The following is a 14,137-nucleotide window of genomic DNA, read 5'->3' on the forward strand; positions in this document are numbered from 1 at the left end:
CGTTCCGGCAGGTCCCGCCAGGCCGCACCCGTGGACAGCTTCCACAGGATCCCGTTCAGTACCTGCCTCCGGTCCCGAACCGGCCGGCCCATCCGAGGCGGAGCCAGCAACGGCCCGATGACTTCCCATGCCTGATCGGTCAGTTCATGACGTCGCACCACGAACGGAGTAACGACCGATCCACATTGCGGACACGCCCTAGGGGAGGGGTTGGGGTGGGGTGGGGCCCTCGTAGTGGCCGGTGGGGCGCATGCGGAGAGGAGGGGCTTGGTATTCCTCCAGGGCGTGGGCGATCCAGCCTGCTGTGCGGGAGATGGCGAAGATTGTTTCGCCGGACTCGGGCGGCATGTCGGAGGAGACGGTGAGGACGGCCAGGGCCAGGTCCACGTTGGGGTGGAGGTCGCGTTGGCGGGCCATCGTCGTGGCTACCTCGCGTGCCGCGGTCAGGGCCGGCGCGGCATGCGGGAGTTCTTCGAGGCGGGCGAAGAGGGCGGTGGCGCGGGGGTCCTCGGCTCGGTAGAGGCGGTGGCCCAGGCCCGGGACGCGGCGGCCCGCGCGGAGGTATTCCGCTACTACCGGTGCCGCGCTGCCCTGTTCCAGGACCTCCCTCAGCATCCGGTGCGCCAGGCGGCCCGCCGCGCCGTGCAGGGGGCCTTCGAGGGCGCCGAGGCCCGCCGATACGGCCGCGTACGGGTGGGCGCGGGCCGAGGCTGCGACGCGTACGGCCAGGGTGGAGGCGGCCAGGTCGTGGTCGACCAGGAGGGACAGGGCCAGGTCGAGGACGGCGAGGGCGTCGGGGTCCGGCTCCCGTGCCGTGAGGCGGGACCACAGGCGGCGGGAGATCCGGCCGTCACCGGGCCAGGAGGGGGCCGCCTTTTCCGGGAGCGCGCCGACCAGGGTGGGGATCAGGCAGCGGGCCGAGCCGAGGACGGCCTCCTCGGAGAGGTCGAAGCGGAGGGGGTCCGCCACCGCCGCGGCGGCCACCGCCACCCGTAGGCGGTCGATGGGGCCGCTGTGTTCCGGTAGCGCCGCGACCGCCCGTCCCGCCGCCGCCAGTGCCTCCGGAGGTGCGGTGAACACCGCGCCGGGCGCGAGCTTGCCCGTCCAGAGCCATTCTGCGACCTCCTCGTAGCGGTACCGCGAGGCCAGGGCCACGGCGTCGACGCCCCGGAGGTAGTAGCGGTCGGGCTCGATGAGGGTGAGAGCTGTGCGGACGGAGAGCTCCCCGCCGGCGGGGGCCGCCGCCTCGCGTCGGCTGCGCCGGGCCAGGTCCGCCACCTCGGCGGCGTCGAAGCTGCTGCCCCGCCCTGCCGGATCGCGGCGGCTGGTGAGCTGGCCCCGGCTGACGTAGGCGTACACGGTGGCCGGCTTCACGCCGAGCACTCGGGCCGCCTCCTGGGTGCTGAGCCTGCGTCCGCCGTCCGTCTGATCGGTCATGGCGGTCACTCTACCGATGAGTAGGCATGTTGATTGGATCAATATTGACAGTGATTCCATGCATCATCGATGGTTTGTGTATGAACCTCATTGACAGCACCATCGAAGGGCCCCGCGGGCTTGCGGGAGTCGTGGTCACCACCACCGAGCTGGGGGACGTCCGTGGGCGGGAGGGCTTCTACCACTACCGGCAGTACTCGGCGGTGGAGCTGGCGGCGAGCCGCGGCTTCGAGGACGTATGGCATCTGATGTTCCGGGGTGCCCTGCCCGCCGACGCCGCCGAGCGGGACGCGTTCGTCGCCGAGACCGCCGCGCTGCGGCGGCTGCCGGGCGAGGTGCGGGAGGCCCTGCCGGGGGTCGCCCGTGCCGGGCGGCTCTCCGGGCCGCTCGCCGGGCTGCGGACCGCGCTCTCGCTGCTCGGTGCCGCCGCCGGCTTCCGGCCCGTCTACGACCTCGATCCGGACCGCCGGGCGGCCGACGCGCTGGCCGCCTGCGCCGCCGTACCGACCCTGCTGACCGCCCTGCACCGGCTCGGCCAGGGACTGGAGCCGGTCGAGCCGCGCGAGGATCTTCCGTACGCCGCCAACTACCTCTACATGCTGACCGGTGAGGAGCCCGACCCGGCGCGGGTCCGGGCGGTCGAGCGGTACCTGATCTCCACCGTCGACCACGGGTTCAACGCCTCCACCTTCACCGCCCGGGTGATCGCCTCCACCGGCGCCGATGTCGCGGCCTGCCTGACGGGGGCCGTCGGCGCGCTCTCCGGACCGCTGCACGGCGGCGCCCCCAGCCGGGCCCTGGACACCCTCGACGCGATCGGGACCGTGGACCGGATCGGGCCGTGGATCCGCGAACGGGTGCTCGCCGGTGACCGGATCATGGGCTTCGGGCACCCCGTCTACCGCACCGAGGACCCCCGCTCGCGCATGCTGCGCGAGATCGCCCTCGGCTTCGGCGGACCCCTCGTGGACTTCGCCGTCGAGGTGGAGCGGCAGGTGGAGGAGATCCTGGCCGAGCTCAAGCCGGGCCGCGAACTGCACACCAATGTGGAGTTCTACGCCGGGGTGGTCATGGAGCTGTGCGGGCTGCCGCGGGAGATGTTCACGCCGACCTTCTGCGCGGCCCGGGTGATCGGCTGGAGCGCGAACATCCTGGAGCAGGCCGCCGATTCGAAGATCATCCGTCCGGCCGCCCGGTACACGGGCCCCACCCCGCCGCAGCCGGTGCCGCTCATCGGCTGACGCCCGGCCTGGTTACGATCGGCAGGGTGAACAGCAGGCAGCCCATCCCCGTCGTCGTGCTCGCCGGATTCCTCGGATCCGGCAAGACCACCGTGCTGAACCACCTCCTCGCGAGCCGCGGTGGCACCCGTATCGGCGTCGTCGTCAACGACTTCGGGTCGATCGAGGTCGACGCCATGTCCGTGGCGGGCCAGGTCGGTGACTCGATGGTCTCCCTCGGCGGCGGCTGTCTCTGCTGCGCCGTCGACGGCAGCGAACTGGACGCCTACCTGGAGAAGCTGTCCGCCCCCGCCCACCGGATCGACGTGATCGTCATCGAGGCGAGCGGCCTGGCCGAGCCCCAGGAGATGATCCGGATGCTGATGGCCAGCGAGAACCCTGCCGTCCGCTACGGCGGGATGGTGCAGGTCGTGGACGCCGCCGAGTTCGACGCGACCCGGGCCCGGCACCCGGAGACCGACCGCCATCTGGCCGTCGCGGACCTCGTGGTGCTCAACAAGACCGACCGCGTCGACGGCGGCGAACGGGCCAGGATCGAGGGCGAACTCGCCGCGCTCTGCGCCCCCGGCACCCCGGTCGTGGGAGCCGACCACGGCCGGATCGACCCGGAACTGCTCTTCGACCGACGGCCCTGGACCGAGACCCGGGGCCAGCTCTCCTTCGAGGACCTGCTCGCGCACCCGGACGGCCACGACCACTGCACCCACGCGCACACCGCCTACGAGAGCACGGAGTTCACCTCGGACCAGGCGCTGTCCCCGCGCCGGTTCATGGACTTCCTCGACCGCCGCCCGGCCGGGCTGTACCGGATCAAGGGCTTCGTGTGGTTCGGGGTGCCGGAGCACGAGGAGTGCTACGAGGTGCACGCGGTGGGCCGCTTCCTCCGCTTCGCGCCGCGCCCGTGGGGGAAGGGCGAGGCACGCCGGACGCAGCTGGTCCTGATCGGCTCCGGAACGGACGGGGCGGCCCTCCTGGACGAGCTGGCGCTCTGCCGGGAGGAGTTCCCGCGGGAGGTGCGCCCCGAGAGCATGTGGGGCGTCCTGCGGTACGTCGCCCAGCCCCCGGCCGAGGAGCAGCCCCCGGCCGAGGAGCAGCCCCCGGCCGGGGACGGGCCGGCCGGGGACGAGCCGCAGCAGGCCGGCGACACCGGGCTCTAGGCGACCTCCACCCCGAAGTCGCCCAGCAGGTCCACCAGGCCGCCCCGGTAGCCCTTGCCGCCGACCACGAAGTCCCAGTCGCCGTTGGGCCGCCGCCGGAAGGAGCCCAGTACCAGCGCGGTCTCCCCGGCGCGGCCGTCGGAGACCTCCAGCTGTCCGGCCTCCGCCCCCGCCGCGTCCAGCAGCCGGATCCGGGCCTCGGTGAATCCGGCCAGGTCGGCGTCCGGGTCCACCTCCGGGTCGACGGCGGCCACCAGCACGAGCCGGTCGGCCCCCGCCGGAAGGGACTCGAAGGAGACCTCCAGGGCCGCGCGGTCGGGGGCGGTGTGGGCGCGCGAGCGCACCGAACCGTCCGGGGTGCGCGGGTTGTTGTAGAACACGAAGTGGTCCTCGCTGAGCACCCGGTTCCCCGAGCAGACGAGCGCGCACACGTCCAGGGAGACCGGGCCCGCCCAGGACATGCCGAGCACGTTGTGGTCCGCCGCGGGAGCCTCGGGGGCCGGCTGCTGCCGCTCCGCCGCCCGCGCCGCGGCCGCCGCGTTCCCGGCCCCGCCCCCGCTGCCGCGCTCGCCCAGGCGTCCCCGCAGCCCGTACTGGTGCAGCAGCTCCACCAGCTGGACCCCGGGAACCAATTCCAGCGGCTTGCCGTTGGCAAAGGTGTAGGAACCCGGTCCGAAGGACGAGGTGGTGACCAGCACCCCCTTGTTCGCCCCCGCGTCCTGGACCGTGCCGTACAGGTCCCGCACCGCCGTCGGCGGCACGGTGTTGCGGTACCGCTTGACCTGGACCACGATCCGCCCGCCCCGGATCGGAGCCGGGTCCAGCGCCTCCACGTCCACCCCGCCGTCGCCCGAGCGCTGGGTGGTCACCGCCTCCATGCCCATCGCCCGGAACAGCTCCGCGACCAGGTTCTCGAAGTCGATCGGGTCCATCGCGAACAGGTCCGGTTCCTCGTCCCCGCCGCCCCCGCCCGCCCCGGCCGCGTGCCCGCCGTGGCTGACCACCCCGCCGCCCACCTCGTCGGGTCGGCGCCCCGGACGCACCGGCGTCAGCTGGTCCGGCCGCGCCGACACCTGCCCGCCCAGGCCCGAGACCAGGCAGTCCACCGCGCTGACCTGCTGCAGCCGCAGCCCCGTGAAGGCGGCCCGCTCCGCCGGCACGGTGGCCAGCATGAACCGGGCCTCCTGGCCCGTCGCCGGATCGTGGCAGTCCACGAATCCGTTGACCACGACCGAGTCCAGTACGCCGAACTCGTCCGCCGCGTACAGCTCCCGCACCACCAGCAGCATGCACTGCGCGAGGAGGTCCTTGTAGACGCCCCGGCGCTCCGTGGCCGAGCGCGGCTTGATCCGGTCCTGGTCCGTGCTCGGCAGGTACTGCACGGCCCTGGCCTCCGGTACCACCGCGAAGCCGGGCAGCTCCCAGTCCAGGACGAGCTGGCGCGGGGCCGGGTCGTACGCCGCCGCCACCTGCCGCGGCAGGGACTCCGGCCAGGCCGCCGACGCGTACAGCGCCGCCGAGAAGTACTCGACCGCGGCCTCCGGGTCGCCCGCACGCAGGGCCGCCGTCAGCTCGGTCAGCCCGCTGTTGTGCTCCCGTATCCCGGCGAGCTGCTGCGCCGCCCACCGGTCGTACTGCTGCCGGTACGCGGCGAGTTGCTGCTGGCGCTGCGCCTCGGCCGCGCTCGCCGCCTGCCATGCCTGGGTGTAGCGGGCGTGGGCCTCACGCTCGGCGCGGGCCCGGTGGTTCGAGCCGAGGGTCCAGCCGCTGCTCTGCTGCTGGAACTGCTCGATGCGGGGCAGCGGCACCGGATGGGCCAGGTTCCCCGGGGCGAAGGGCTCCAGCTGCTCGGGCCGGGCCAGGGCGGCTATCCGGAAGGCGGGCGCCCGGCAGCCCGCGACCAGCAGCCCCTTGAGGGCGGCCACCTCGGCGTCGAGCTGTTCGGTACGCCGCCGGGCCTCGGCCTCGCGGTACTGCCGGTGGCCGCGGTCGGCCTCCCGCTGGTACTCGCGCTCGTAGGCCCGCTGCCGGCGTTCGGCCTCGCGCTGCTGGATCAGCTGTGTCTGCTGCTGGCGGCGCTGCGCCTCCGCCCAGTTCCCGATCAGTCCGCTGCCCGCTCGACGGCTCATCAGTCGTGTTCTCCCCCCACCGCGTACAGGAGGAAAACACTAGTCGGCGAACGGGGTGTCCGGTTCCGGTCCGGACACCCCGAAGCGCGGGCTACAGCGCGGGTCCCGCCAGCACCGCGACCACCGCGGGCAGGGCCGTCCCCGAGCCGTCCCGGCGCGGGTCCGTCGCCGGCAGTTCGGCCGGGGTGCCGTTCGCCGCGGCCGCGCGGGCCGGCGTACCGCCCGCCCAGGCCAGGACCAGCAGGTCCTCGCCCTTGAGGAAGCGCTGGCAGCGCACGCCGCCGGTGGCGCGGCCCTTGCGCGGGTACTGGTCGAAGGGGGTCAGCTTGCCGGAGATCTGGGAGTCGTCCAGGGTCCCCTGCGAGCCGGCCACCGTGAACACCACGGCCTCCCGGCCCGGGTCCACGGCCGAGAAGTGGATCACCTTGGCGTTCTCCGACAGCTTGATGCCGGCCATGCCGCCCGCCGGACGGCCCTGCGGGCGCACCTGCGCCGCCGGGTAGCGCAGCAGCTGGGCGTCGTCGGTGATGAAGACCAGGTCCTCCTCACCCGTGCGCAGCTCGACGCCGCCCACGATCCGGTCGCCGTCCCGGAGGGCGATGACCTCCAGCTCCTCCTTGTTGGCCGGGTAGTCCGGCACCACACGCTTGACCACGCCCTGCTCGGTGCCCAGCGCGAGGCCCTGCGAGGACTCGTCGAGCGAGGTCAGGCAGACCACCTTCTCGTCCGGGTCGAGCCCCGAGAGGAACTCGGCGAGCGGCGCCCCGCCCGCCAGGTTCGGCGCGGCGTGGGTGTCCGGCAGCTGCGGCAGGTCGATCACCGAGAGCCGCAGCAGCCGCCCGGCCGAGGTGACGACGCCGACATCGGCCCGCGCGGTCGCCGCGACCTGCGAGACCACCAGGTCGTGCTTGGAGCGCGAGCCGTCCTCCTCCAGCGGGAGCGGGTCGCCGTTCGCGGTGCGGGCCAGCAGCCCCGTCGAGGACAGCAGCACCCGGCACGGGTCGTCCGCGACCTCCAGCGGAACGGCCGCCACCGCGGTGCCCGCCGACTCCAGCAGGACCGTACGCCGCGCGGTGCCGAACTTCTTCGCGACCGCGGCCAGTTCCGAGGAGACGAGCTTGCGCAGCTCGTTGTCGGACTCCAGGATCCCGGTCAGCTCGTCGATCTCGCCGGTCAGCCGGTCGCGCTCGGACTCCAGCTCCAGGCGGTCGAACTTGGTGAGCCGGCGCAGCGGGGTGTCCAGGATGTACTGGGTCTGCGTCTCGCTCAGCGAGAAGCGCTCGATCAGCCGGGCCTTGGCCTGGGCGGAGTTCTCGCTGTCGCGGATGAGGCGGATGACCTCGTCGATGTCGATCAGGGCCACCAGCAGGCCCTCGACGAGGTGCAGCCGGTCCCGGCGCTTGGTGCGGCGGAACTCGCTGCGCCGCCGGACGACCTCGAAGCGGTGGTCGAGATAGACCTCCAGCAGCTCCTTGAGGCCGAGGGTGAGCGGCTGGCCGTCCACGAGCGCCACGTTGTTGATGCCGAAGGACTCCTCCATCGGCGTCAGCTTGTAGAGCTGCTCCAGGACGGCCTCCGGGTGGAAGCCGTTCTTGATCTCGATGACGAGGCGCAGGCCGTGCGCGCGGTCGGTGAGGTCCTTGACGTCGGCGATGCCCTGGAGCTTCTTCGAGCCGACCAGGTCCTTGATCTTGGCGATGACCTTCTCGGGGCCGACGGTGAAGGGCAGTTCGGTGACGACCAGGCCCTTGCGGCGGGCCGTCACGTTCTCCACGGCCACCGTCGCGCGGATCTTGAAGGAGCCGCGGCCCTTCTCGTAGGCGTCCTTGATGCCCGCGAGGCCGACGATCCGGCCGCCGGTGGGCAGGTCGGGACCCGGTACGAAGCGCATCAGCGCCTCCAGGTCCGCGTGCGGGTGGCGGATCAGGTGGCGGGCGGCGGCGATGACCTCGCCGAGGTTGTGCGGCGGCATGTTCGTCGCCATGCCGACGGCGATTCCGGACGCGCCGTTGACCAGCAGGTTCGGGTACGCGGCGGGCAGGGCGACCGGCTCGCGCTCCTGGCCGTCGTAGTTGGCGGTGAAGTCGACGGTGTCCTCGTCGATCGACTCCGTCATCAGCGAGGTGGCGTCGGCCATCCGGCACTCGGTGTACCGCATGGCGGCCGGCGGGTCGTCGTTGCCGAGGGAACCGAAGTTGCCGTGGCCGTCGACCAGCGGCAGCCGCATCGAGAAGGGCTGGGCCATGCGCACCAGCGCGTCGTAGATCGACGCGTCGCCGTGCGGGTGGAGCTTGCCCATGACCTCGCCGACGACACGGGCGCACTTGACGTAGCCGCGGTCGGGCCGCAGGCCCATCTCGTTCATCTGGTAGACGATGCGGCGGTGCACCGGCTTCATGCCGTCCCGGGCGTCGGGCAGGGCACGGGAGTAGATCACCGAGTACGCGTACTCGAGGAAGGAGCCCTGCATTTCGTCGACGACGTCGATGTCGAGGATCCTCTCCTCGAAATCCTCCGGCGGCGGGGTCTTCGTGCTGCGGCGGGCCATCGCTGCGCGGCTCCTTAACCAAATGGGGTGTGCTGGTGTCTGGCGGGTGGGGCGGGTGGGGCGGTCGAGACGGGTCGTGCGGGTGGTGCGGCCGGGTCGTGCAGGTGTCCGGCGGGGTCATGACGCCGACCATTGTGTCCCGAGGCGCCGACAACGCCGACTCCGACCCAGGTCTGGGCCGGGAACTTATCCGGCGGCCGACGCGCTTGCATACAGTGGCAGGTCTGCAAGAAATCTCTGTATCGCGATCGAAGGGACCACATGCCCATGGGTCACACGGCCACAGCCCAGGCCGGCTCCGGCGGCCTGACAGCGACCGAGCACCGGCTGGCCAACGGCCTGCGGGTGGTGCTCTCCGAGGACCACCTGACCCCGGTCGCCGCCGTCTGCCTCTGGTACGACGTCGGCTCGCGCCACGAAGTCAAGGGACGTACCGGTCTGGCTCACCTCTTCGAGCACCTGATGTTCCAGGGCTCCGCGAGCGTACCCGGCAACGGCCACTTCGAGCTGGTCCAGGGTGCCGGCGGCTCCCTGAACGGCACCACCAGCTTCGAGCGCACCAACTACTTCGAGACGATGCCGACCCACCAGCTGGAGCTCGCGCTCTGGCTGGAGGCGGACCGGATGGGTTCCCTGCTGGCCGCCCTGGACGAGGAGTCCATGGAGAACCAGCGCGACGTCGTCAAGAACGAGCGGCGCCAGCGCTACGACAACGTGCCGTACGGCACCGCCTTCGAGCGGCTGACCGCCCTCGCCTATCCCGAGGGCCACCCCTACCACCACACCCCGATCGGCTCCATGGCCGACCTGGACGCCGCCTCGCTGGAGGACGCGCGCGCGTTCTTCCGTACGTACTACGCGCCCAACAACGCGGTGCTGTCGGTCGTCGGGGACATCGACCCGGAGCGGACCCTCGCCTGGATCGAGAAGTACTTCGGCACCATCCCCTCGCACGACGGCAAGCAGCCGCCGCGCGACGGCTCGCTGCCCGAGGTCATCGGGGAGCAGCTGCGCGAGGAGATCGTCGAGGAGGTCCCGGCGCGCGCCCTGATGGCTGCCTACCGGCTCCCGCACGACGGCACCCGCGAGTGCGACGCCGCCGACGTGGCGCTGACCATCCTGGGCGGCGGCGAGTCCTCGCTGCTGCACAACCGCCTGGTACGCCGCGACCAGACGGCCGTCGCGGCCGGCTTCGGCATGCTGCGCCTGGCCGGTGCCCCCTCGCTGGGCTGGCTGGACGTCAAGACCTCCAGCGGCGTGGAGATCCCCGCCATCGAGGCGGCCGTGGACGAGGAGCTGGCGCGGTTCGCCGCCGAGGGCCCGACCGCCGAGGAGATGGAGCGCGCCCAGGCGCAGCTGGAGCGCGAATGGCTGGACCGGCTGAGCACGGTGGCCGGGCGCGCCGACGAACTGTGCCGCTACGCGGTGCTCTTCGGCGACCCGCAGCTGGCGCTCACCGCCGTGCAGCGCGTCCTCGACATCACCCCCGAGGAGGTGCAGGCCGTGGCCGCGGCCCGGCTGCGCCCGGACAACCGCGCGGTGCTCGTCTACGAGCCGCTGGCCGCCGAGGACGCCGAGTCCGACCTGCACGCCGAGTCCGACGAGAACGAGGGGGCGGAGCAGTGAGCGACACCGCAGCCGTCACGATGACCTTCCACCCGCGCCCGCAGGCGGGGGAGCCGCAGCCGTGGGCCTTCCCGGCCCCCGAGCGCGGGGAGCTGCCCAACGGCCTGACCCTGCTGCGCTGCCACCGGCCCGGCCAGCAGGTCGTCGCGGTGGAGGTCAACCTCGCGGCCCCGCTCGACGCCGAGCCCGAGGGCCTGGACGGCGTGGCGACCATCATGGCGCGCGCGCTCTCCGAGGGCACCGACAAGCACTCCGCCGAGGAGTTCGCCGCCGAGCTGGAGCGCTGCGGCGCCACCCTCGACGCGCACGCCGACCACCCGGGCCTGCGGGTCTCCCTGGAGGTCCCGGCCTCCCGGCTGGGCAAGGCGCTGGGGCTGCTGGCCGAGGCGCTGCGCGCCCCCGCCTTCGCCGACGCCGAGGTGGACCGCCTGGTCCGCAACCGGCTCGACGAGATCCCGCACGAGCTGGCCAACCCGCAGCGCCGCGCCGCCAAGCAGCTCTCCAAGGAGCTGTTCCCGGCCTCGCTGCGGATGTCCCGGCCGCGCCAGGGCACCGAGGAGACGGTGGCCCGGATCGACTCCGCCGCCGTACGCGCCTTCTACGAGGCCCACGTACGCCCCGCCACGGCCACCGCGGTGGTCGTGGGCGACCTGACGGGGATCGACCTGGACGCCGTCCTCGCGGACACCCTGGGCGCCTGGACGGGCAACACCGCCGAGGCCCGCCCGGTGCCGCCGGTGACGGCCGACGACACCGGCCGCGTGGTCATCGTCCACCGGCCCGGCGCCGTGCAGACCCAGCTGCTGATCGGCCGGATCGGGGCGGACCGCCACGACAGCGTCTGGGCGGCCCAGGTGCTCGGCACGTACTGCCTGGGCGGCACCCTCACCTCCCGCCTGGACAAGGTGCTGCGCGAGGAGAAGGGGTACACCTACGGCGTGCGCGCCTTCGGGCAGGTGCTGCGCTCCACCGCCGACGGCAAGGGCGCCTCGATGCTCGCCATCAGCGGCTCGGTGGACACCCCCAACACCGGCCCGGCGCTCGAGGACCTGTGGAAGGTGCTCCGCGTCCTGGCGGAGGGCGGGCTGACCGACGCCGAGCGGGACGTGGCCGTGCAGAACCTGGTGGGCGTGGCCCCGTTGAAGTTCGAGACGGCGGCCTCGGTCGCGGGCACGCTCGCCGACCAGGTCGAGCAGGAGCTGCCGGACGACTACCAGGCGCGGCTGTACGCGCAGTTGGCCGAGACGGGCACCGTGGAGGCCACCACGGCGGTCGTGAAGGCGTTCCCGGCGGACCGGCTGGTCACGGTGCTGGTGGGCGACGCGACGGTCATCGAGGAGCCCGTGCGGGCCCTCGGTATCGGAGAGGTCAGCGTCGTCACCAACTGACGCGTCCCACAAGGGCCCGGCAAGGGCACGGCAAGGGCCCGGCAAGCGCGCGGTATGCGCCCCACAAAGAGCTCCGGCGGAACCTCCGCCGGAACTCTTTTGTCCGTTTAGTGGTGTGGCAGCTCGTATGTGATGTGGCGTACGCAACAAAAACGCGCGTCTGTTTGGTGATCGGCTGATGATCCGCCTAGCGTCATCCGTGCTGTTCGTCAGTCGTGACCGCCGCACCCGCGGCACCGGACAGCGATCGCCGAGTCCCCGTCAGGCGCGAGCCTGGGGAGCCGGGGACCCACTTGTGTCCCTGGGGTGAATCGGACCCCCTCGCCAGAGGAGGCCCGTAGGAGACCTTCCTGCTCCGAACCCGTCAGCTAACCCGGTAGGCGAGAAGGAAGGAAAGGATCAACCCCTTCATGGCGTTTGGCAGTCGTCCCGCTGGTACCGGCAAGCACCGTGGTTCCAGCCGCCTGAGCAAGAAGACCGCCGGTTACGCCGGTATCGCCGCGATCGCCACGACGGGTGTCGTCGGCTCCCTCGCCGCCCCGGCCTTCGCCGCGGACAACCACAGCAGCAGCCCCGCCGCCGGCAACGCCCTCGGCGCCGTCGTCGTCGCCGACGAGCTCGCGGGCGACCTCGCCGACCAGGCCGTGTCCCAGCAGCGGGTGGCCGACCACGCCGCCGCCCAGGCGCAGGCCGAGGCCGAGGCCAAGCAGAAGGCCGCCGAGGGCAAGCGCCTCGCCGAGGCCAAGGCCAAGGCCGAGCGGGAGGCCGCCGAGCGTGCGGCCCGCGAGGAGGAGCGCAAGCGCCTCAACACCTTCGTCTCACCGCTCGACGACTCCTACGTCAGCACCCAGTACAAGGCCGGCGGCGGCATGTGGTCCTCCGGCAGCCACACGGGCATCGACTTCCACGCGGCCTCCGGCACCTCGGTCCACGCCGTGGGCGTCGGCACCGTCGTCGAGGCCGGCTGGGGCGGTGCGTACGGCAACAACGTCGTCATCAAGCACAACGACGGCACCTACACGCAGTACGGCCACATGTCCTCGCTGAGCGTCTCCGTCGGCCAGCAGGTCACCCCGGGCCAGCAGATCGGCCTGTCGGGCTCCACGGGCAACTCCAGCGGCCCGCACCTGCACTTCGAGGCCCGCTCCGGCTCGCAGTACGGCTCGGACATGGACCCGATCGCCTACCTGCGCTCGCACGGCGTCAGCCTCTGACACCCGCGCACCCTTCCGCTTCACGCCAGGACCCCGGCTCGCACCGAGCCGGGGTCCTGGCGTTTTCGCGCCTCCGCGCAATGTTACGGATTTCCGTCCGCTCTCGAAATTATGGTGTGCTGCAATAGAGTTGTGACGCGCGCCCGCGCGGGCATTGTGGCAGGCAGTCGGAAATGGGCGGAGGTCCGGTCTTGCGTATTCCCGCGCACGCGGTATGCACAGCGATCCGCGACGACATCGTCTCCGGGGTGTTCGAGCCGGGGAGCCGGCTGACCGAGGAGGTCCTGGCCCGCCGGTACGGCGTCTCGCGCGTCCCGGTCCGCGAGGCCCTGCGGACCCTGGAGTCCGAGGGCTTCGTGACCACGCGGCGGCACGCGGGGGCCTGTGTGGCCGAGCCGACCGCGCAGGAGGCCGCGGACCTCCTGGAGCTACGGGTGCTGCTGGAGCCCCTGGCCGCGGCGCGGGCGGCCCGCCGGCGCACCGACGGCCACCTCAAGGTGCTGCGCGGGCTGGTCAGACTGGGGCAGGAGCGGGCCAGGCGCGGCCAGGGGGAGGATCTGCGGTCCCTGGGCGGCTGGTTCCACGAGACCCTGGCCCAGGCTTCCGGCAGCCCCGGCCTGATCGCGCTGCTGACGCAGATGCGGCACAAGATCGCCTGGATGTACCTGGTGGAGGCGCCGGCCCGGCCCGTGGAGTGCTGGGCGGAGCACGGCGCGCTGGTGGACGCGGTGGCGCGCGGGGACGCGGAGCGGGCGCGGGCCCTGGCCGCGGCCCATGCCGAGCGGGCGGCGGGGGCGCACCGGCCGCGTCCGGCGGTGAGCAGTTCGCAACCTGCCGTCAACATGCCGAGCGGCCGGCATTAACAGGAGCCGTATACAAAGGACGGAAATCGCGGGCGGCTGCCCGGAATTCCCCGCACCCGGTGAATTCGGGCCGCCGGAATTCGCCGGGCCCGCGTGAATTCCGGCCTGCCGTAATTGCGCCGCGCGCGCATTCCCCGTACACACGAGAACGGCGGAGCCGCGGCTCCCGTCGCGCCGGGGGCCGCGGCTCCGCCGCGTACCGCTCGGGTCCTGTCCGCGGGCGGCGGACCCGAAGGATCAGACCGTCTCGGGGAGCTCTTCCAGGCCCTCGGCGACCAGCTTCGCGAGGCGGTCCAGCGCGGCCTCCGCGCCCTCGGCGTCGGAGGCGAGGACGATCTCCTCGCCGCCCTGGGCGCCCAGGCCCAGGACCGCCAGCATGGAGGCGGCGTTGACCGGGTCGCCGCCGGCCTTCGCGATGGTCACCGGGACGCCGGAAGCGGTCGTCGCACGGACGAAGATCGAGGCGGGACGAGCGTGCAGGCCCTCGGCCCACCCGACGTTGACGCGGCGCTCTGCCATGGTGATGCCCTTCAG

At 72.7% G+C, this 14,137-nt stretch carries 11 protein-coding genes and 1 riboswitch; of the genes, 6 read left to right on the plus strand and 5 right to left on the minus strand.

What is annotated here, in order from left to right:
- Both ABZ873_RS26295 and ABZ873_RS26300 read right to left on the minus strand, forming a co-directional pair.
- Positions 1–161, minus strand: a 161-nt coding sequence (locus ABZ873_RS26295) for a transposase (protein ID WP_360876530.1), incomplete at its 3' end; no start/stop codon positions are given.
- Between the two features lie 37 nt (positions 162–198).
- Complete coding sequence (locus tag ABZ873_RS26300; RefSeq protein ID WP_360876463.1) at positions 199–1,437, minus strand: citrate synthase; 1,239 nt, start codon at positions 1,435–1,437, stop codon at positions 199–201.
- An 80-nt stretch (positions 1,438–1,517) separates the two neighbouring features.
- On the opposite strand from ABZ873_RS26300, the gene ABZ873_RS26305 reads away from it, so the two are divergent.
- Positions 1,518–2,678, plus strand: coding sequence for a citrate synthase/methylcitrate synthase (locus ABZ873_RS26305; RefSeq protein ID WP_360876465.1), 1,161 nt, complete (start codon positions 1,518–1,520; stop codon positions 2,676–2,678).
- A 26-nt stretch (positions 2,679–2,704) separates the two neighbouring features.
- Entirely contained in the window at positions 2,705–3,835 is a 1,131-nt protein-coding gene (locus ABZ873_RS26310) for a GTP-binding protein (protein WP_360876468.1), read from the plus strand.
- Here ABZ873_RS26310 and ABZ873_RS26315 read toward each other — a convergent pair.
- Together ABZ873_RS26315 and ABZ873_RS26320 are read right to left on the minus strand one after the other, a co-directional pair.
- A complete protein-coding gene (locus tag ABZ873_RS26315) occupies positions 3,832–5,964 on the minus strand; it encodes a restriction endonuclease (RefSeq protein ID WP_360876472.1) in 2,133 nt (710 codons plus the stop codon). The two genes, ABZ873_RS26310 and ABZ873_RS26315, sit on opposite strands and share 4 nt — an antisense overlap.
- A 91-nt stretch (positions 5,965–6,055) precedes the next feature.
- On the minus strand, positions 6,056–8,512 hold the full coding sequence (locus ABZ873_RS26320) for a DNA topoisomerase IV subunit A (protein ID WP_360876475.1): 2,457 nt from the start codon (positions 8,510–8,512) through the stop codon (positions 6,056–6,058).
- A gap of 267 nt (positions 8,513–8,779) precedes the next feature.
- On the opposite strand from ABZ873_RS26320, the gene ABZ873_RS26325 reads away from it, so the two are divergent.
- The 4 genes from ABZ873_RS26325 (at position 8,780) to ABZ873_RS26340 (ending at position 13,603) form a co-directional block, all read left to right on the plus strand.
- Positions 8,780–10,138, plus strand: coding sequence for a pitrilysin family protein (locus ABZ873_RS26325; protein ID WP_360876533.1), 1,359 nt, complete (start codon positions 8,780–8,782; stop codon positions 10,136–10,138).
- A gap of 20 nt (positions 10,139–10,158) precedes the next feature.
- Entirely contained in the window at positions 10,159–11,526 is a 1,368-nt protein-coding gene (locus ABZ873_RS26330) for a pitrilysin family protein (protein ID WP_360876535.1), read from the plus strand.
- A gap of 238 nt (positions 11,527–11,764) precedes the next feature.
- A riboswitch (cyclic di-AMP (ydaO/yuaA leader) is annotated at positions 11,765–11,924 on the plus strand.
- A gap of 12 nt (positions 11,925–11,936) precedes the next feature.
- Complete coding sequence (locus ABZ873_RS26335; protein ID WP_360876478.1) at positions 11,937–12,740, plus strand: M23 family metallopeptidase; 804 nt, start codon at positions 11,937–11,939, stop codon at positions 12,738–12,740.
- Between the two features lie 191 nt (positions 12,741–12,931).
- Entirely contained in the window at positions 12,932–13,603 is a 672-nt protein-coding gene (locus ABZ873_RS26340; RefSeq protein WP_360876481.1) for a GntR family transcriptional regulator, read from the plus strand.
- Positions 13,604–13,840: 237 nt separating this feature from the next.
- On the opposite strand, the gene ABZ873_RS26345 is transcribed toward ABZ873_RS26340, so the two are convergent.
- Positions 13,841–14,122, minus strand: a complete 282-nt coding sequence (locus tag ABZ873_RS26345) for an HPr family phosphocarrier protein (protein ID WP_266783732.1) — start codon at positions 14,120–14,122, stop codon at positions 13,841–13,843.
- Positions 14,123–14,137 lie beyond the last annotated feature (15 nt).

This window comes from Streptomyces sp. NPDC047014 (assembly GCF_040644195.1).
In the GTDB taxonomy this organism is placed as follows: domain Bacteria; phylum Actinomycetota; class Actinomycetes; order Streptomycetales; family Streptomycetaceae; genus Streptomyces.

Excerpts from the sequence above, each read along its gene's own strand:
- ABZ873_RS26300 (WP_360876463.1), bottom strand. The coding sequence starts at position 1,437 with ATGACCGATCAGACGGACGGCGGACGCAGGCTCAGCACCCAGGAGGCG.
- ABZ873_RS26305 (WP_360876465.1), top strand. The coding sequence starts at position 1,518 with ATGAACCTCATTGACAGCACCATCGAAGGGCCCCGCGGGCTTGCGGGA.
- ABZ873_RS26315 (WP_360876472.1), bottom strand. The coding sequence starts at position 5,964 with ATGAGCCGTCGAGCGGGCAGCGGACTGATCGGGAACTGGGCGGAGGCG.
- ABZ873_RS26320 (WP_360876475.1), bottom strand. The coding sequence starts at position 8,512 with ATGGCCCGCCGCAGCACGAAGACCCCGCCGCCGGAGGATTTCGAGGAG.
- ABZ873_RS26325 (WP_360876533.1), top strand. The coding sequence starts at position 8,780 with ATGGGTCACACGGCCACAGCCCAGGCCGGCTCCGGCGGCCTGACAGCG.
- ABZ873_RS26330 (WP_360876535.1), top strand. The coding sequence starts at position 10,159 with ATGACCTTCCACCCGCGCCCGCAGGCGGGGGAGCCGCAGCCGTGGGCC.
- ABZ873_RS26335 (WP_360876478.1), top strand. The coding sequence starts at position 11,937 with ATGGCGTTTGGCAGTCGTCCCGCTGGTACCGGCAAGCACCGTGGTTCC.
- ABZ873_RS26345 (WP_266783732.1), bottom strand. The coding sequence starts at position 14,122 with ATGGCAGAGCGCCGCGTCAACGTCGGGTGGGCCGAGGGCCTGCACGCT.